General features: G+C 58.9%; 15 protein-coding genes, 1 tRNA gene and 1 pseudogene. 9 read left to right on the top strand and 8 right to left on the bottom strand.

Annotated features, from left to right (window positions below):
* The first annotated feature begins 78 nt into the window (after window positions 1–78).
* Genes sS8_RS19700 through sS8_RS19690 form a run of 3 tightly spaced genes read left to right on the top strand, consistent with a single transcriptional unit; the run spans window position 79 to window position 966 of the window.
* Window positions 79–387, top strand: a complete 309-nt coding sequence (locus sS8_RS19700) for a helix-turn-helix domain-containing protein (protein WP_119631256.1) — start codon at window positions 79–81, stop codon at window positions 385–387.
* Window positions 359–556 carry a hypothetical protein gene (locus sS8_RS19695; protein WP_145986618.1) on the top strand — a complete coding sequence of 66 codons (198 nt, stop codon included), beginning with the start codon at window positions 359–361 and terminating at the stop codon, window positions 554–556. The genes sS8_RS19700 and sS8_RS19695 overlap by 29 nt, the downstream gene beginning before the upstream one ends.
* Window positions 553–966, top strand: a complete 414-nt coding sequence (locus sS8_RS19690; RefSeq protein ID WP_119629675.1) for a transposase family protein — start codon at window positions 553–555, stop codon at window positions 964–966. Before sS8_RS19695 ends, sS8_RS19690 begins: the two co-directional genes overlap by 4 nt.
* Here the strand turns inward: sS8_RS19690 and sS8_RS19685 are convergent.
* Entirely contained in the window at window positions 960–2,081 is a 1,122-nt protein-coding gene (locus tag sS8_RS19685) for a LysM peptidoglycan-binding domain-containing protein (protein WP_119631254.1), read from the bottom strand. The two genes, sS8_RS19690 and sS8_RS19685, sit on opposite strands and share 7 nt — an antisense overlap.
* 123 nt (window positions 2,082–2,204) lie before the next feature.
* On the opposite strand from sS8_RS19685, the pseudogene sS8_RS30040 reads away from it, so the two are divergent.
* Window positions 2,205–3,435 (top strand): annotated as a pseudogene (locus tag sS8_RS30040) (ISAs1 family transposase).
* A 146-nt stretch (window positions 3,436–3,581) separates the two neighbouring features.
* Window positions 3,582–3,950: a hypothetical protein gene (locus sS8_RS19670; protein ID WP_119631251.1), complete on the top strand. Its 369-nt coding sequence runs from the start codon at window positions 3,582–3,584 to the stop codon at window positions 3,948–3,950.
* A 693-nt stretch (window positions 3,951–4,643) separates the two neighbouring features.
* Here the strand turns inward: sS8_RS19670 and sS8_RS19665 are convergent.
* The 7 genes from sS8_RS19665 to yjgA form a co-directional block, all read right to left on the bottom strand.
* Window positions 4,644–4,717, bottom strand: a tRNA-Gln gene (locus tag sS8_RS19665).
* A gap of 39 nt (window positions 4,718–4,756) precedes the next feature.
* Complete coding sequence (gene rpsI, locus sS8_RS19660; RefSeq protein ID WP_119631250.1) at window positions 4,757–5,149, bottom strand: 30S ribosomal protein S9; 393 nt, start codon at window positions 5,147–5,149, stop codon at window positions 4,757–4,759.
* Between the two features lie 20 nt (window positions 5,150–5,169).
* Window positions 5,170–5,598, bottom strand: a complete 429-nt coding sequence (gene rplM, locus sS8_RS19655; RefSeq protein WP_119631249.1) for a 50S ribosomal protein L13 — start codon at window positions 5,596–5,598, stop codon at window positions 5,170–5,172.
* Window positions 5,599–5,658: 60 nt separating this feature from the next.
* Window positions 5,659–7,536, bottom strand: coding sequence for a polysaccharide biosynthesis protein (locus sS8_RS19650; protein ID WP_119632904.1), 1,878 nt, complete (start codon window positions 7,534–7,536; stop codon window positions 5,659–5,661).
* 12 nt (window positions 7,537–7,548) lie between these two features.
* On the bottom strand, window positions 7,549–8,574 hold the full coding sequence (locus tag sS8_RS19645; RefSeq protein WP_119631248.1) for an MraY family glycosyltransferase: 1,026 nt from the start codon (window positions 8,572–8,574) through the stop codon (window positions 7,549–7,551).
* A gap of 59 nt (window positions 8,575–8,633) precedes the next feature.
* Window positions 8,634–9,902, bottom strand: coding sequence for a TIGR03790 family protein (locus tag sS8_RS19640; protein ID WP_197716583.1), 1,269 nt, complete (start codon window positions 9,900–9,902; stop codon window positions 8,634–8,636).
* A gap of 8 nt (window positions 9,903–9,910) precedes the next feature.
* Window positions 9,911–10,429, bottom strand: coding sequence for a ribosome biogenesis factor YjgA (gene yjgA / locus sS8_RS19635; protein WP_197716582.1), 519 nt, complete (start codon window positions 10,427–10,429; stop codon window positions 9,911–9,913).
* 170 nt (window positions 10,430–10,599) lie between these two features.
* Between yjgA and sS8_RS19630 the strand changes: the two genes are divergently transcribed.
* From sS8_RS19630 to sS8_RS19615, 4 genes are all read left to right on the top strand, one after another.
* Window positions 10,600–12,888, top strand: coding sequence for a serine aminopeptidase domain-containing protein (locus sS8_RS19630; protein WP_170161178.1), 2,289 nt, complete (start codon window positions 10,600–10,602; stop codon window positions 12,886–12,888).
* 115 nt (window positions 12,889–13,003) lie between these two features.
* Window positions 13,004–14,722: an AMP-binding protein gene (locus sS8_RS19625; RefSeq protein ID WP_119632902.1), complete on the top strand. Its 1,719-nt coding sequence runs from the start codon at window positions 13,004–13,006 to the stop codon at window positions 14,720–14,722.
* 243 nt (window positions 14,723–14,965) lie between these two features.
* Entirely contained in the window at window positions 14,966–16,102 is a 1,137-nt protein-coding gene (locus sS8_RS19620; RefSeq protein WP_119631245.1) for a thiolase family protein, read from the top strand.
* A gap of 53 nt (window positions 16,103–16,155) precedes the next feature.
* Window positions 16,156–18,495, top strand: coding sequence for a 3-hydroxyacyl-CoA dehydrogenase/enoyl-CoA hydratase family protein (locus tag sS8_RS19615; protein ID WP_232020368.1), 2,340 nt, complete (start codon window positions 16,156–16,158; stop codon window positions 18,493–18,495).
* Window positions 18,496–18,497: the final 2 nt, after the last annotated feature.

Below are 18,497 nucleotides of genomic sequence, written 5' to 3'. Positions count from 1 at the left end.
ATCCCGTCATATTAGACATTATCGGAAACTAGCATGACAGTCTGTCATTGAATAACGAAGAGAACTAAGGGCAAGAGTATGGTTTCCTACGAAGACGTGAAGCAAAAGCCGAAGACATTGATGGCCATGACCAGTCTGAAGGCCTCCGAGTTTGAGGAACGCTTGGTTTCTTTTGCGGCGACATGGGACGAAGAAACCGGCAGGAACCTGACTAAAGGAGGGCGTCCGCCGATTATCGCGAGCATGGCCGACCGGCTGCTGTTCATCCTGTTCTATCTGAAGACCTACCCTCTGCAAGAGGTCATCGCGCATCTGTTCGGCATGAGCCAACCCCCAGGCCAACTTCACGATCCACTTGTTGAGCAGGGTGCTCAACAAGACACTTGACGCCCGCGGGCACAAGCCCGCCCGGCTCACCGAGGAGATGCTGTCCAGGCTGGAGCAGGAGACGCGGCAGGACTTGGGCATAGACGGGACGGAAAGGCGCATCAACCGCCCCGTCAACGACCTGGGGCAACGCATCCACTACAGCGGTAAAAAAAATGCCACACCGTGAAGAACAACCTTGTCGGCGGCCTGGAGGACCGGCAGGTCAAGTACTTGGGCTCGACCCATGAGGGCAAGAAGCACGACAAGAAGATCTGCGACGAAGAAGGGACCCGGTTCCCCGACGGCGTCGAGCTGTATCGCGACAGCGGCTTCCAGGGACACGAACTGGCGAATGTCACAGTCCACCAGCCGAAGAAGAGGCCGCGCAACGGCCGGCTTTCGGCCGACGACCAGGAGGCCAACCGGCTCCACTCAAGCATCCGCGTGATCATCGAACACATCATCTCGGGAATCAAGCGGTGCCGCGTCGTCAAAGACGTGTTCAGGAACACCAAGGAAGGCTACGACGATGTCGTCATTGAATTGGCCTGCGGCCTGCACAATTATAGGCGCTACTGCCGAAACCAGAGTTATTGATAGCCGGCCTTTTCCTCTGTTCCGGTTATGAAAGGTGGTTTCCGATAATGTCTATTGACTACACCACTTAAACCGCTACCTAACAAACTTGCACCAGCACCAAAAAGATCTATAACCTGTGTTCGTAGCGACTGATTTATAACAGTTTGTTTAAACCTTTTTGGAACCATTCCTGTTCGAATCATTTCCTTAAGCGCTTTATTGCTAATACCTGGATTCTGGAGGCGAATCAATTCTTCCGTCAAGCGTTTACGTTCGTGTCTCTGTAAGCCTTTTAACAGATCAAAAATTGATTTACCGGGCGCGGCTTTTTTCATCGCAAACAAGGCTTTAATACCGATCGCCGTTGTGCTTACACCGCCGGCTACGGATATTGAATCCAAGGTTATGCTTGTATATATGAACCATTCCTGTGAATCCAGCCAATCAACCGTCTCAACGTCACCTTTTGATAGCCTGTAAACCCTAAACGCGCCTATGCCACATTGAGCTAAAGATGCGCCGGTAGCGCTAATAGCGAGATATGTTAATGCAGTACTAGCACCGCCTGAAACCGGAATTAATGCTGAGGAACCAAAAATAGCAATTACGCCTAAAACGCCCGCAGTACATGCTAATACAGTTCCAGTTAATTCAGATACAATTCGCTCGTTTACAGGGTCATTACTGTTTGCAGTAGAATCATCGCGAATAACTATAGTTTTTTTCTTATTACCGATTGGGTTTCTTATCGTTATTGGTTTACCGGACTTGTCAGAATATATAATCCCAGCACCTGTTAGCTCATTAATGCGATCCAACTTCTGGAAAAACTGCTGTCGCCTCGCTGCTTCTTCTCGCTGCTGCGCAAATCTCTCAATTTCTTTCCTCAGAAAACCGTCGTTGGATGCGTTTCTTACACGTGATACATAATCGACCTGGTCTTGCAACACAATCTCGTTTGGAGATTCTGGCACCAATATTAGCTGATTAATTTCGATTCGATTAGGATCATTAATATGCGGATTGATTTGCATTAGACGATTGCGCCATTCTTCTCGTAGCCATGAGCCGCCAGCGCGTTGAAGTATTCTTGATAAGGAATCACCCGGTTTAGCAACATAGATAACGGCCATTTGTATCCCCTGTAACGTTTTGTCTTCTGACGTCAGCTGAAGTTAAAGGTGAAAATCCAAGTACAGGACAAAAATCTTAGCTATTTGATTAACTTTGGTTAAGCTGGCGGCTTTTTCTGACCGATGACTGCCCTCTCGAACGACCCTATCCGAGAACTCAAGGCCGTCCAATCCAAATACCCACGGCTGTTCAATTCTTATGAATTCGGGTACAAGGTTTTGATTTGCCGAGGGAGTGAATCGTTGTCCCCGTTAAAACAGGGCCTACTGCCGATTCCGGATCACCGTCGCGCGCAAGGGAAGTTGTACGATCTTCCCCACCTGCTGCTGTTCAGTATTCTGGCGGTGATGAGCGGAGCGACCTCGTACCGCCGGATTCATCCGTTCATCCGTACCCATCAGGCGCGGCTGAACGAGGCGTTCGGCTGCCGCTGGCGGCGGACGCCCGCCTACAGTTCGATCCGCTACGCCTTGCACGGGTTGGACGTGGAGGCGATCGCCCCGCATTTTCGCGCCCACGCGCTGCCCCTGGCCGAGGACGCCGCCGTCATCGCGCTCGATGGCAAGACCCTGCACGGCAGCCTGGATCGCTTCGAGGACCGCCGGGCCGCCCAGGTGCTGAGCGCCTTCGCCGTCGGAGAGCGGATCGTGCTGGACCAGGTGCTGATCGAGGATGCCGGCAAGGACCACGAAATCCAGGCCGCCCAGCGGCTCATCGAAACACTGGGGCTGGCCGGGCGGCTGTACACGCTCGACGCCCTCCATCTTCAAAAAAACGGTTGAGGCCGTGATCGCCACCGGGAGCGACCTGCTGGTCCAACTCAAAGGCAATCATCCCAAGCCACGCGCGGCCGTACGGGCGGTTTGTCAGACGCAGCCCCACGCCGAGCAGACCTACACGGTGAACCTCGGCCGGCGTAATCGCATCGAACAACGCACGGCACGGGTCTGGTCTCTGCCCGAAGGGACCGGTCCCGAACCCTGGCACGCCCCTTTCAAAGCCGTGGTCGAGGTCCGCCGTCACGTGGAGGAATTCAATCCCCGCCGCCGCTGTTTTGAGCCGCGTCAGGCACCTGTCGCTGACGACCTCGTCACCCGCGACGCCTCGACGGCCACCTTGGCCGAGGCCATTCGCGGGCACTGGGGGATCGAAAACCGGCTCCACGACGTGCTGGACACCGCGCTCGGCGAGGACGCGAGCCGCATCCGCAAGAACCCCGGTGTGTTCGCCCATCTCCGCCATTTCGCGTTGAATCGCCTACGTCACAACGGCCAATCCAATATTCACGCCGCCCTTTACGATAACGCGATGGACCTGGAGCGCGTCTTGAATGACAAGGGCATCAAGCGTTGAACAGCCCTGCCCGAATACCTGCCTTGGCACGAGGCACGGATCGGTTTCCTGTTAGGCCTACTGTAGGTCCGTAGCGTCAACCTGGCCGAACTGGCGATCGGTTTCGGCGGCAAAGCCAAGGTGGAGTCGCACTACAAGCGCCTCCAATGCTTCTTCGTTCGTTCGTGATCGACCAGGATTCCCTGGCCCGTCTACTGGTGCGCCTCGTCCCCGTCGGCGACCGTCCTTGGCGCCCGACGACGGACCGCACGAACTGGCAGTTCCGCAAAGCCGAACATCAACTTCCTGGTGCTCGGCATCGCCCTGCCGTCGACTGGTCGGTGCTGGAGGGACCTTGCAACTCCGACACGGCCGAGCGGATCGCCATGATGGAACGTTTCCTCCACGTCTTTGGCGTCGATCAGATCGCTGCCTTGCTGGCCGACCGCGAGTTCGTCGGCGAGGACGGGTTCCTGTGGCTGCAAAGGCAGGGCATTCCGTCCCACCAACACCCCAAACGCAACACCCTCGCCTGAACCTGCCGTAGGGGCGAGAATTGCGTGATGCGCTAAGCCCCATCCGTCAAAAACACTCCTGAGCCCCCTCAAGTCCCTCTTTCGTCATGGACTCGACTTCCACATCGCCCTAAACCTCGCCGAAAAACTTCAGGAGTTCGCTTGGACCTTGAACATTTTGTCTTAGCGTTTGCCCATAAGATGTCGACCTTCTATTGAAAGGATGGACTGAAAAGGTAGGTCAGGAGGGGCGACAGGATTGCCCTGCGGTTCTTTTTGTAGCGGCCTGAATTCTCTTACTTGCGTATTTCGATTTTATGCCAGTCGCGGTCGTTAAGTCCCATTCTTTGTTCCTAATGAAAAAGCACAGAAATTTCTCCCCTGCGTTGTATTAGCCGCAGCATACTTTTTGGGGTGAAAACTCGTACAAGTTTAGTAAGTAACTGTAGTTAGTTGAAGGTAAGCGAAAGAGCATGTTTGTAAGCCTTGGCGGATTTTTTTGTCAGCTTAGGCTTACACGACATTGAAAAAATTTTGGCCTGGCTGGCTAACCCCTTCCATAGCGATCAATTCCGGTTCTTAGCTTCGATCCCGATAGGTATCCAAAACCCTTCGACTCCGCTCAGGGCGAACGGCTTACTGAGATCTCCCCTTCAAAGCTCTGTTAGCATCAGACAACAAAAAAGGCCATACCGAAGCATGGCCTTTTGATATTGGCTGGGGGACCTGGATTCGAACCAGGGTTGACGGAGTCAGAGTCCGTAGTCCTACCGCTAGACGATCCCCCAATTCTGAAAACACGCCGGGGGAAGCCGGCGTGCCTGATATTAACGCTTGGAGTACTGCGGACGGCGCCTTGCTTTGTGCAGGCCGACTTTCTTACGTTCGACTTCGCGTGCGTCGCGGGTGACGTAGCCGGCTCTGCGCAACGGCTGGCGCAGGGTTTCGTCGAAGCTCATGAGCGCGCGGGTCAAGCCATGGCGGATGGCGCCTGCCTGGCCGGTGGGACCGCCGCCTGCGACCTTGACGAACACGTCCATTTTCTCCATCAGAGCGACGAGTTCGAGCGGCTGGCGCACGACCATCTGGTCGGTCTTTCTGCCGAAGTACTCTTCCAGTTGTTTGTCGTTAACGACAATACGACCGGTTCCGGATTTTGCGTAGACGCGTGCGACCGCGCTTTTGCGGCGACCTGTTCCGTAATACTGCGCTTGTGCCATGGTTGATTCAGCTTCTTAAATTAGATTTCCAACAATTTGGGCTGTTGAGCCTGGTGATTGTGCGTGGGCCCGGCGTAGACCTTCAGTTTGCTGAACATGGCGCGGCCCAGGGGATTGCGGGGCAACATGCCTTTTACGGCGGTCTGGATGATACGTTCCGGATGGGTCCCGCGCAACTTGCCCAGGGACACGGATTTCATGTTGCCGATGTAACCGGTGTGCTTGTAATAGATCTTGTCTTGTTCTTTGTTGCCGGTGACACGCACTTTTTCCGCGTTGACGACGATGATGTAGTCGCCGGTATCGACATGAGGCGTGTATTCGGCTTTGTGTTTGCCGCGCAGACGACGCGCGATCTCCGTCGAAAGGCGACCCAGCGTCTTTCCTTCCGCATCGATGACGTACCAGTCGCGTTTTACTTCCGCCGGCTTTGCGCTAAAGGTCTTCATTACAGCACGCTCCAAACTCTGGCGTTGTCCGAAAAAGGCGGTATGGTAACCGACAAAACCTTATAAAACAAGTGATCTTTGAATGATAGACCGATCTTTTTCTTCGCATTCGTCGACGGCGGCCTGCTGCGCATATTCCGGTACCAGCAACTTGAGCTTATGCAGGATTGCTGACTCGTCGAAAGACCGGCACGCCTCCGCCAGTTCGATCACGGCTTTCCTCGCCATCCGGGGATCGACGGTCAGGGGATGCGCCAACAAGAGCTTGCTGTGCTGGGTGGGTGTCGGACTTTCGTGTTCGTTGAACAGCTCCTCGTTGATTTTTTCCCCGGGCCGGAGACCGATATATTCGATCCGGACATCCTGGCCGGGACGTTTGCCGCTCAAACGGATCATCTGTTCGGCCAGGTAGCTGATCTTGACCGGGTCGCCCATGTCCAGCACGAAGACTTCTCCGCCCCTGCCGATGGTCGCGGCCTGCATGATCAATTGGCAGGCCTCGGGTATCGTCATGAAATAGCGGGTGACATCGGGATGAGTCACGGTGACCGGCCCGCCGGCCCTGATTTGCTCGCGAAACAAAGGCACCACGCTGCCCGCGGAATCCAGCACGTTCCCGAAACGCACGTTGATGAAACGAGTCCCGGCAATGCCGTTCATGCTCTGCACCAAGACTTCCGCCGCCCGTTTGGTCGCTCCCATGACGTTTTCGGGGGCCACCGCCTTGTCGGTGGAAATCAGCACGAATTCGTCGACTTCGGCCGCGATCGCCGCTTCCGCTACCGTGTAGGTGCCCAGGACGTTGTTCCGAACCGCCTGGCGGACCTGGTATTCCAGCAACGGGACATGCTTGTACGCTGCGGCGTGAAAGATGATCTCCGGCCGGAATCGCGAGATCGCTTGCTCGACATCCGCCTGGTCGGTGACATCGCCGAGTATGGCGGACAGGCGCAGCCCCGGGAAGCTTCGCTTGAGCGCCCGCTCGATCTGGTACAGATTGAATTCGGAGCGCTCGAACACGATCAGCTCGGCAACCGAAAACCGTGCGATTTGCTTGCACAGTTCCGAACCGATGGAACCGCCACCGCCCGTGACCAGTACCCGCTTGCCCCCGAGATGGGCCTGAATGCCCTTGCGGTCGAGCTTGATCGGCGCACGGCCGAGCAAATCTTCGATCGAAACGTCGCGCAGGTCTCCGGATGCTTGTCCCGACAAGATTTCGGACATCGACGGCAAGGTCTGAAACGGGACACCGGCTCCCTCGCAAATTTCGACGATGCGCCGCATCTCCTTATCCGTGGCCGACGGCACCGCGATCAAAACGATCTCGACCCCTAGTTTCTCGACCAGCCGGGGAATCTGTTCGCAACGCCCTCTCACCCTCACGCCATGGATCTCGCTGCCTTTCTTCTTTGGATCGTCGTCCACGAAAGCGATCGGTGCGAACTCGGAAGCGCGGCGCAGATCTCTCACCAGCATTTCCCCGGCCCGGCCCGCGCCGACGATCAGAGCCCGCCTGCCCGCCGAGAGCACGGCACCGCGATCTTTCCAGATACGGTAGATCAGCCGGGGCGCGGATAACAGAAACAGCAAAAGGAATGGGTAGAGCAGAATGGCAGTGCGCGGCACGCCTTCCAGCCGATTCACGGAAAACAGGATGACGGCGATGGTCGCAGTCCCGAGGAAGGACGCTTTTGCGATACGGACCACATCGGGAACGGACGCGAAACGCCAGATACCGCGATACAGCCCGAAGCGACGGAAGAGCACAGCCTGGACGACGATGACCACCGGCAGCCACCGCAGTGAAGCCGTCCACGCCATCTCGGGCACCTCGGACAAATTGAGCCGCAGCCAATAAGCGCCCATCCAGGCGATTGCCGCCCAGAACAAATCATGGATGAAGATGACCGTGCGCACGCGAATTTTCGAAAGCATGCCCTGCATCGCTTAACCCCCCTGTTTTCCCGCGTCGAGCCACAGCGCCAAGGCTGTCAAAGGCGTGTAGGCGCACGCCAGAAAGACAGGTTCCCAATGCGGCCAGCGCACCGCTGCAAAAGCCAGGGGCAACAACCAGCAAGCATTGATGGCGAGAACCGAAAGGCTGACCCGCTTGTGACTGGCCCAACGGCGCGCCGCGTGCTGGTACGCATGGCTGCGATGCGCCTCGTACCAGCGCTGCCCGCTGAACATACGCCTCAGCAGCGTCACGGTCGCGTCCACGAAAAATACGCCGAACAAGATCAGCCAGGCGGTCAAGGACAGCATGCCCGTGTAGGCGGTACTCAGTGCCAGCGCCGCCAGAACGAATCCCAGAAAGGCACTGCCCACATCCCCCATGAAGATCTTCGCGGGCGGCCAGTTCCAGCATAAAAAGCCGCCTGCGGCGGCCGCCAGGGTCAACAATAAAACGTCTACGCCGCCCTGGATCGGCTGCGACTGAGAAACCAGGAGCCAATACGAGGACATCGCGACCGAAACAACCTCTGTTCCTGCGATTCCGTCGATTCCGTCCATGAAATTGAACAGGTTTATCAGCCATACCACCAGAAAAACGGAGAAAACCGAACCAAACCAGCCCAGCTCGTAGATTTCGCCGCCGAAGCGGATCGACTCGAGGCCGTTCAGCCAATAAATCGCCCAGCCCGCGGAAGCCATCTGCACCATCAAACGCCACCCGGCGGGTATGTGTCCGTGATCGTCCCAGAAGCCGATCGCTGCGATCGGAACCGCTCCGAGCACGAGCATGAAAAGCTCGAACGTGATCCATTCCAACTCGTGGAGACTCGTCGCAACGAACATGAAGGACAGAACGACCGCCAAGCCGCCGCCCCGGGGCGTAGGGACATGGTGGGAACTGCGCGCATTGGGCAGGTCCAGCAACCGCCTGGCCGCGTAGGCGCGCACGGCTCCGGTCAGCACGCCGGACACCAGCAGCACGGAAACTATCAAAAGCCCGAACAAAAAGAGACTCATCGCGTAGTTTGCCGCACCGCACGGCAGCCGAAAGACGGCAGGGCCGGTTTCCTTATTGGTTATTTTTTGGCGCCTTCGCCGCTCAGATAGGCCAATCGGTAAAACGCGGCGGTATCCGGCAGTCGAAAGGACAGTTCATTATAGCCGGGGATGAGGACATAGGTTTTGACCGCCGAACGGTAAGGACCGATAGCGCTTGGTGCAGCCTGCAAACTCAGCATGTGCGATCTCGGGGAAAACAGCTTGACGGTTACCTGGCCTCCCTGCTCGATCACTTGCGGCGCGAAGGGCGCAGCCAGAGGCTCGCCTATGAAAACACCCTCGCCGGGGCGGGCAACGCTTTTCCAATAGGCTTCGAGTATCGTCTCGCCTTCCAGGTAGTGCCAGATCGCTACCGCCGGATAAGGAAACTTGCTCAAGATATTGCAGGGTTCCACCACCGTGCCGTAGCTCGCCGTAGCGCCGGCCTCGAGCCAGCGCACGCTGCTCATCTGGGCATTCTCGGTCAGCCTTCCGCCGACCGAGGTCAGATGATCCGCCATCGCGCCGGGCACGAAACCCAGGGTATCCAAATCCGGCACCCTCGCCAGGCCGGTGAAGTAGAATAGTACATCCCGCTTGTCGCTGATGTAGTCGGCGTCGACACGTTGCAGCCGAATCGCCGCGCCCAGCGTCTCGACCGTCCTGTCGAAGGTGACGGCCCGAACGGTCCGGTGCTTGTCGGAGGTATTCAGCAGGTAACCGGTACCGCCCGGATAGGTCCGGTCGGACGCAATCCCGCGGTCGATCATTTTTCGGACATCCTGGACCGTGCGGCCGGCCAGCATCATGGCGGGCCGGATGCCATGATCGGTATACGGCGCCCGGCTGGCGGAATTGAAATAGCCGCTGGGCTTGGTTTCGCCGCACTTGGTCGAACAATAGGCTTGATCGAAACCCATGGCGAACGCCGAGGTGATCGCCATGCAGTCGACCCTGAATGGCGCCATCCATGCGAGCGCGTAGGCTTGCACCCCAGGCGGCGTCCGTTCGTCCACGGTCCGCTTGACGGATTCGAAGACGGCGCGGGGAAGGTTGTCGGAGCCCGCCGGAAAACTGACCCGTATCATGTTTTCCTCGGGTATGCCCCGCCGCTTTTGGTAGTAGTCGGCGATGGCGACGCTCGAAGGGTCGGCTTCGTTCACGATAACCGCCAGCTCTCGAGGCCCCAAACTTCCACGCGAAAATAACAACCGGTCGACGCTCTCCTCGGCCTTGGCGCCCTGGAAAAAGGCAGCAAAGACGGCGAGCAGGACCGGCAGGAAAACCGATCTAATCGGATACTTCACGGGTAAACTCACTCCAGAATCTCTCGCAAATACCGAAACAGCAAGCGGGCGGACTTGGGCGCGGCCCCGGCTTCGCGCTCGCGCCGGGCTTCCCGGGACAGTTGCCGCAATTTCTGCCGGTCCGCCTCCGGATACGTTCCCAGAAATTCGTTGACCGCACCGTCGCCTTCGCCAATCATGCGGTCGCGCCAGCGTTCGGCGGCATGCAGCCGGTACACGGCTTCCGCAGTTTCATTCCTGAGGGCCGCAAGGCCTGCCCGAATCGGCTCCGCATCGATATGGCGCAGCACTTTGCCGATGTACTTGCGCTGCCGCTTGAGAGCGCCGCGCTCGGTGATGGACTGACCAAGCCGCACCGCGTCCATCAGTTCCGCCGGCAGAGCCAGGCGCTCAAGCTGCTCAAGGGACAGGCTCATCAGCTCCGCGCCGAGGTCCTGCAAGGCCGAACTCTCGCGTTTTAGCTGCGATTTGCTGATTCGCTCCGGATGTTCGTCCGGCAACATTTCGGGATCATGCGTCCACGTCATGGAAAAAGTGACCAAAAGCTGGATAAACGCGCTGGATTTTCGGCCTACTATACCATTCGTTCCACCAAAACGGTGGCCGCGAACCGAGCAATCAAGCGGCACGGATGGATCTAACTCAAGAGAGAGGGTAGGCTAGTTGAAGAAAAAGCATGTTTCCGAAACGGCATCAAATGGAAGACCGCTCGAACGTAAATCCGGATTACGACATCAACACCTCCACCTATGACTGGTCGGTGCGTGTTTTCCGGCAGATCAAGAAGCTGCTCAAGGTCCGCATCACCTTGCACGGCAGCCCGGAGATCATCGATCACGGCCATATCTTTCTTTTCAACCATTTCGCCCGGTTCGAGACCTTCATTCCTCAATACCTGATGTACGAGGCCCGGAAGGTCTATTGCTGCTCGGTGGCGTCGGCCGAATTCTTCGAGCAGGAAGACAGCGTCCTGGCGGGATTCCTGCGCGACGTCGGCGTAATCCCGAACAATTACCCGCGGCTTCTGCCCTGGCTCGCCGAGCAAATCCTGCTCGGCCGCAAGGTCGTCATTTTCCCCGAAGGCGGGATGGTAAAGGACCGCCGGGTTCTCGATCACCGCGGGCGCTACAGCATTTACTCCCGGGTCAGCATGGACCGGCGCAAGCATCACACCGGAGCCGCGGTTCTGGCGATAGGCCTGGAAATCTTCAAAATGGCCGTACGCCGGGCCGAGCACCAGGGCGATCTGAAGCGCATCTCGGCCTGGGCGGAAGCCATCGGGCTGGAAAGCCGCGAGACCCTGTTGACCGCCGCCCACCAGCCTACAATAGTGGTGCCGGCGAACATTACCTTCTATCCGATCCGCGTCAACGAGCATATTTTGAGCAGCGGCGCGGAATTGCTGAGCCGGGGATTGAGCCGGCGGGCTGCGGAAGAAATTCTGATCGAGGGTAATATCCTGCTGCGCAACACCGATATGGATATCCAGTTCGGGCATCCGGTCATCGCCTCGGCACGCTGGCATCATTGGGAAACCTGGCTGGCAAAATGGGTGGTGCCGCGCATCGCCGCCATAGACGACGTTTTCGCAGTCACCCGCAGACCGGCCGATGCCAGAGAGCGCCTCCTGGCCGGACGCTTGCGCCAGCGGGCGCAGATCATACGCAATAAGTACATGCGCGAGATGTATCAGGCGGTGACGGTCAACCTCAGCCATCTCGCCTCGACGCTGATCATGGATCGTGCAAGGCGTAACCGTATCGAGATCGACCGGACCCAATTTTTCCGCAGCCTGTATCTGGCGATCAAGCATACCCAGGTCTTGCCGCATGTGCACCTTCATCGCAGTCTGCAGAATCCCGACGACTACCGGGATTTGCTGGAAGGCGAGCACAGCGGTCTTCACGAATTGCTGGAGACCGCGAAGGCCAGCGGGCTGATCGAAATCCATCCGGGCCATTATCGGTTGCTGCCCAAGCTGCTTCAGGAACACGAATTCGACGAAATTCGCATCGAAAACGTGATCGCGGTATACGCCAACGAGGTCGAACCCATGTCGGGCATTATGGATGCCGTCAAACGCGCAGTGTCGGCGGAAAAGAAAGTGGGTGACCGGGAACTGGCAAATCTTCGATTCGACGACGAGGTCAGATCCTGGCGATGGGATCTCAGGCACCAGGCCAAAAACACCCCGGACTTGGGCGGCCACCCGATAACGGCGGGCGTAACGCCCCGCCCGTTCTTTCTGAAAGCGCGATCACACAACGGCGGCGGCATCATCCTGATCCACGAGCTCCTGGCCTCGCCCGCCGAACTCCGAGGCTTCGGCCAACACCTGGCCGATCTCGGCTTTCATGCTCTCGGCATACGCCTGAAAGGCCATGGAACCTCGCCTTACGACCTCAAAGACCGGCGCTGGGAAGATTGGCTGGACTCTTTGCGACGCGGCTACGACATCATGAAATCATATGGGTCGCGGATTTACATCGTCGGCGCGGGAGTCGGCGGCTTGCTGGCGCTGCAACTGGCCAGCGAACAGCCGGAGCGACTGGCCGGAATCGCCGCGGTTTCGCCGCCCTTCAAGTTCAGCGCATCGGGACCCATGGCGCCCCTGCTTCGCAGCACGAGCATCCTGATACGCTGGATGGCCAGGCGGACCGGCCGGCCATTCGTGGAAAGAACCCCTGAATATCCGCAGTACGCCTACCGTGAAGTTCCCCTGCGCAGCCTCTACGAGCTGCGCCGCTTGGCCCACGAAGTGGAGGAGCATCTCTCGGACGTGCAATGTCCGGTGTTATTGGCTCAGGCCGATCGCGACCCGATTCTCGCCCCGGAAAGCTCACGGACGATCTATAAGGCCCTGGGCTCGAAGAACAAGATACTAAGATCCATCCATGCCGATCGCCACAATATCCTGGTGGAGGATATCGGTGGTATAAGGGACATTGTGATTCGCTTTTTGACCCGGGATGCTCCGGCAGGCTGAGTCGATTGGCCGATCGCCGGAAGCGCCGGACCAATTTCGCAGGACCGGTGCCAGGGACGCTCCGGCGGGTCGAAGCAAGCCCGTTGAAGTGATCTTTCGTGCGGAGGAGAGCGCCATGAGAAACCCTCAAAGCACACTTTCTCGACGCGTCATCGAAAGGCCCTGGGTGAAGAGTTATCCCCCGGGCGTACCGGAGACGATCGATGAACCGGGATATTCTTCTCTGGCGGACTTTTTCGAACGGAAGGCCGCCCACTATCGGGAACGGCCGGCGCTGTTCAGCATGGGGCGGACGCTTTCCTATGCCGAGCTCGAAGAATTAAGCCGGCATTTCGCCGCTTTCCTGAACCGCCGTCTCGGACTGAAACGCGGCGAGCGGATCGCCATCATGCTGCCGAACATTCCGCAGCAGCCCGTTGCCGTGTGGGGCGCGCTGCGCGCAGGGCTCATCGTGGTCAACACCAATCCTCTCTACACCGCCCGCGAATTGACGCATCAGCTCGAAGATTCAGGCGCAGCGGCCCTGGTGGTACTGGAGAATTTCGTTCCGGTCGTGGCCGCTGCCCTGCCGAGATTGAAGCTCAAGGCGATCATCGTTTCCGGACTCGGCGATCTGCTGCGGTTTCCCCGTTCATACCTCGTCAACTGGTACCTGCGCCTGTTCAAAACGGGAAATTCCGGCATGCACATCAGGGCAGCCGTTTCCTTCAACGCGGCTTTACAGGAAGGCGCGCGGCATTCTTTCGAAACGCATGATCTGACCCTGGAGGATATCGCCTTTTTGCAGTATACCGGAGGCACCACGGGCATCGCCAAAGGCGCCATGCTGACCCACCGCAATCTACTGGCGAACGTGGCGCAGTGCACGCAGTGGCTGATCGGCGGACTCCCTCCGGAAAGAGCCTTGATAAACGGCGAGGAAACCGTGGTCACCGCGCTGCCGCTCTATCACATCTTTGCGTTGACCGTGGATCTGCTCTGCTTCACCGAACTGGGGGGGCTGAACTACCTCATTGCCAATCCGCGCGATCTGCACGGCCTCGTCAAGGCCTTGGGAAAAGTACGCTTCAGTGTCATAACCGGGGTCAACACACTGTTCAAGGGCTTGCTCAACACACCCGGTTTCGACGAACTGGATTTCGGCTCCCTCAAATTCGTCATCGGCGGCGGCATGCCGACCGAGGAAACCGTGGCCAGACGCTGGCTGCAAGTGACCGGCTGTCCGATCACCGAGGGTTACGGCTTGACCGAGACCTCGCCGGTGGTTGCCGTCAATCCGCCCGAGTTGACGGAATTCAACGGCAGCGTCGGCCTCCCGATACCGTCAACCGAATGCAGCGTTCGGGACGACGGCGGGAATCCACTGCCGGCCGGAACCTCCGGCGAATTGTACGTACGCGGACCGCAGGTCATGAAAGCCTATTGGAACCGTCCGGACGAAACCGGCAGCGTCATGACACCGGACGGCTGGCTGCGTACCGGGGACCTCGCCCGTATGGACGAAAGCGGATTCTTCTATATCGTGGACCGCAAGAAAGACATGATTCTGGTCTCCGGCTTCAATGTCTATCCCAATGAAGTCGAGGCCGTTTTGGGCGCACACCCCGGCGTACTCGAATGTGCCGCGATAGGCGTGGCGGATGACAAAACCGGCGAAACCGTCAAGGTTTTTATCGTACCGAAGGACGAGAAACTCGATGCGGAGACAATTCGCCGCTATTGCCGCATGAACTTGGCGGCTTACAAAGTGCCTAAGTACGTAGAATTCCGCAGTACTCTGCCGAAGAGTACCGTCGGTAAGATTCTCCGCCGGGAACTGCGGAAAACGAATTAACAATACGACACGCAGCTCAGCTCTTAATTCCCGCTGCGTCAAGGAATTTCGGACAAGGCGGCCGCTTCGAGCAGCCGAGCGGTAATTTGCAGTCAGGACTTACGCGTTTTGCTCTTCTTCTTCCGGAAGAAGGCCGGAATGAGGGAATCGAAAACGTTTCCGCGTAAGTCCCAACGGTTATTTTCGTTTGCGAGATCTCGGGATCTCCCGTCCGTTATGGCGTGTTCTGTCAGGAGGAAGACCATGAAAAACGTCGTCATCGCCGGCTACTGCCGCTCGCCGTTCACCCCGGCCAAGAAAGGGCAGCTCAGCGGCGTCCGCCCCGACGAATTGGCCGCGCAAGTGGTGAAAGCCTTGTTGAGCAAAACCGGCGTCAAGCCCGAAGAAATCGAGGATCTGATTCTCGGCTGCGCCTTTCCGGAAGCCGAGCAAGGCTTCAATTTGGGCCGTCTCGTGGTATTCCTGGCCGGTCTCCCGCAGTCGGTCGCAGGCACCACCATCAACCGGTTCTGCGGCTCGTCCATGCAGGCCATACACCAGGCGGCGGGTGCCATACAACTGAATGCCGGCGAGGCGTTCATCTGCGCCGGTGTCGAATCCATGAGCCGGGTGCCGATGACGGGCTTCAATCCGATGCCTCACCCCAAGCTTTACCAGGAATATCCGCAAGCCTACATGAGCATGGGGGAAACCGCGGAAAACCTGGTCGAGCGGTACGGCATCAGCCGCGCCGACCAGGAGCGCTTCGCCTTCGACAGCCAGCGCAAAACGCGGGAAGCCAAAGCCTCGGGCGGATTCGACGACGAACTGATCCCCATCGAGACACCCGATGGCACGGTTACGGAGGACGGCTGTCCGCGTCCTGAAACCACTCCGGAGGGCTTGGCCGGACTCAAGCCCGCTTTCAGGGAAAACGGCGTGGTCACGGCCGGAACCTCGTCGCCGCTCACCGACGGCGCTGCCGCGGTCTTGGTCTGCTCCGAGGATTACGCGGCCCGCCACGGACTCGAACCCCTGGCGCGCGTCAAGAGCATTGCCGTAGCCGGCTGCGCCCCCGAGATCATGGGCATAGGTCCGGTCGCCGCGAGCCGCAAGGCGCTGCAACGCGCAGGGCTCGCTCTCGAGGGCATCGATATCATCGAATTGAACGAAGCCTTCGCGGTCCAGGCGCTGGCGTGCATCCGTGAACTCGGCATCGACGAGAGCAAGCTCAATCTCCACGGCGGCGCCATCGCCCTGGGCCATCCGCTGGGCGCGAGCGGAGCCCGCATTACCGGAAAAGCGGCGTCGCTGCTGAAAAAGGAAAAGAAGCGCTACGCCCTGGCGACGCAGTGCATAGGCGGCGGACAAGGCATCGCGACGATTCTGGAAGCGGTTTGAACTTTGAAAAGGCGGGCCTCGGATGGCCCGTCTCCAAGTCAAGTGAGGCCGACATGATGAAAATAGAAAAAATGGCCGTCATCGGCGCAGGAGTCATGGGATCGGCTATCGCGGCCCAGGCCGCCAACGCCGGCGTCCCGGTTTTGTTGCTGGACATCGTGCCCGAAGGCGCAACGGATCGGAACATGGTTGCCAAGAACGCCTTGAAGAAGCTTCAGGAAACCGATCCGCCCCCGTTGATGCACCGCAAGAATCTCGCGCGGATCACGCCCGGCAACATCGAGGACGATCTCGAAAAACTCGCCGAGACCGATTGGATCGTCGAGGCGGTGATCGAGAAACCGGACATCAAGCACAAGCTCTACCGCAACCTGGACAGTGTCCGCAAATCCGGTTCCGTCGTTTCCTCCAACACCTCCACCCTCCCGCTCGCCGAGCTCACGCGGGACATGCCGGAGAATTTCCGGCGCGACTTCCTGATCACTCACTTCTTCAATCCGCCGCGCTACATGCGGCTGCTGGAAATCGTTTACGGCCCCGAAACCCGGCCCGATGCGCTAGCCGCGCTGGTCGACTTCGGCGACCGGCGGCTCGGCAAGAGCATCGTGCATTCCAACGATACGCCCGGCTTCATCGCCAACCGCATCGGCATCTTCTGGCTGCAGCTGGGGCTCCTGGAAGCCCTGCGTCTCGGGCTCACCGTCGAGAAAGCCGACACCGTCATCAGCCATCCGTTCGGCATCCCGAAAACCGGCATATTCGGCCTGCTCGACCTGGTCGGTCTCGATCTCGTCCCCCACATCGTTCCCGGCATGGATCGGGCGCTTCCGCCGAACGATCCGTTCCACGCCATCAGCCAAGTGCCGGACCTGGTGACGCGGATGATCGCGGAAGGCTATACCGGACGCAAAGGCAAAGGCGGATTTTATCGCTTGAACCGGAACCGCGGCGAGCGGATCAAGGAAGCGCTGGACCTTCAAACCGGCGCGTACCGGGTCAGCACCAAACCGGAACTCGCCAGCATCGCGGCGATGAAGGCGGGCGGCCTGGCCGGGCTGCTGCAGTTCCACGACAAGACCGCCGAATACGCCCGGAGCGTCATGGCCCAGACCCTGGCTTACGCCGCCGAGGTGGCGCCGCACGTCGCCGACGATCTGGAATCGGTCGACCGTGCCATGCGGCTGGGCTACAACTGGCAGTACGGCCCGTTCGAACTGATCGACCGGATCGGCGACGAAAACCTGGTCCGGATGCTCGAAGCCATGGGCAAGCCCGTGCCAGATCTGCTCCGACACGACGGACCGCTTTACCAAGTCGTCGACGGGCGGCTGCACGGGCTTGCATTCACCGGCACGGGCGGGACCAAGCCCACTCTACGAGCGGTGAACCGGCCACCCGGCGTCTTGCTGCTGGCCGACGTCAAGCGGCGCAGCAAGCCTCTGACGAAGAATCCTTCGGCGAGCCTTTGGGACGTGGGCGACGGCGTCGTCTGCCTGGAATTCCAGAGCAAGATGAACACCTTCGATCCTCTGGTGCTCAAGCTGGTCCACAAGGCTGTCGACATCGTGCGGAGCGATTACCGCGCGCTGGTGATTTACAACGAAGCCGACAATTTCTCCGCCGGAGCCAATCTCGGGGTGCTGCTCTTCGGCGTCAACATCGCGCTGTGGCCGGAAGTGGAGAACATGGTCAAACAGGGCCAGGAGGCGTTCAAGGCACTCGAATACGCCCCCTTCCCCGTGGTCGGCGCGCCCTCGGGAATGGCCCTCGGCGGCGGATGCGAAATTCTGCTCCATTGCGATGCCGTCCAGGCTCATGCCGAATTGTATATGGGGCTGGTGGAAGCCGGCGTCGGCGTGATTCCCGGCTGGGGCGGCTGCAAGGAGATGCTGCTGCGCGCCTTCGCCGACAAGAAATCTCCCCAAGGCCCGATGGCGCCGGTCGCCCGCGTCTTCGAAACCGTCAGCGTCGCCACTGTGTCGAAATCGGCCCGGGAAGCGAAAGACCTTCTGTTCCTGCGCCCCACCGACGGCATCACCATGAACCGCGACCGGCTGCTGTTCGACGCCAAGGAAAAAGCGCTGGCGCTGAGCGAAAGCTACGCGCCGCCCGAGCCGCCGGTCTTTTATCTCCCAGGGCCTTCGGGCAAGGCCGCGCTGGACATGGCCATCGGCCAGTACCGGCGGCTCGGCAAGGCCACGGCCCACGACGCTGTTGTCGCCGGAGCCTTGGCCGATGTACTCACTGGAAGCGATACCGACATCAGCAAGCCATTGTCCGAAGACGATCTCTTGGCATTGGAGCGGCGCGCCTTCATGGACCTGGTCAAGCGAAAGGAAACGATCGCCCGCATGGAACACATGCTGGAAACCGGTAAGCCTTTGAGGAATTAAGC

Origin of the sequence: Methylocaldum marinum (assembly GCF_003584645.1) — a bacterium.
In the GTDB taxonomy this organism is placed as follows: Bacteria; Pseudomonadota; Gammaproteobacteria; order Methylococcales; family Methylococcaceae; genus Methylocaldum; species Methylocaldum marinum.
Note: the sequence above shows the minus strand (reverse complement) of the source record. Positions and strands in the feature narration are given on the sequence as shown.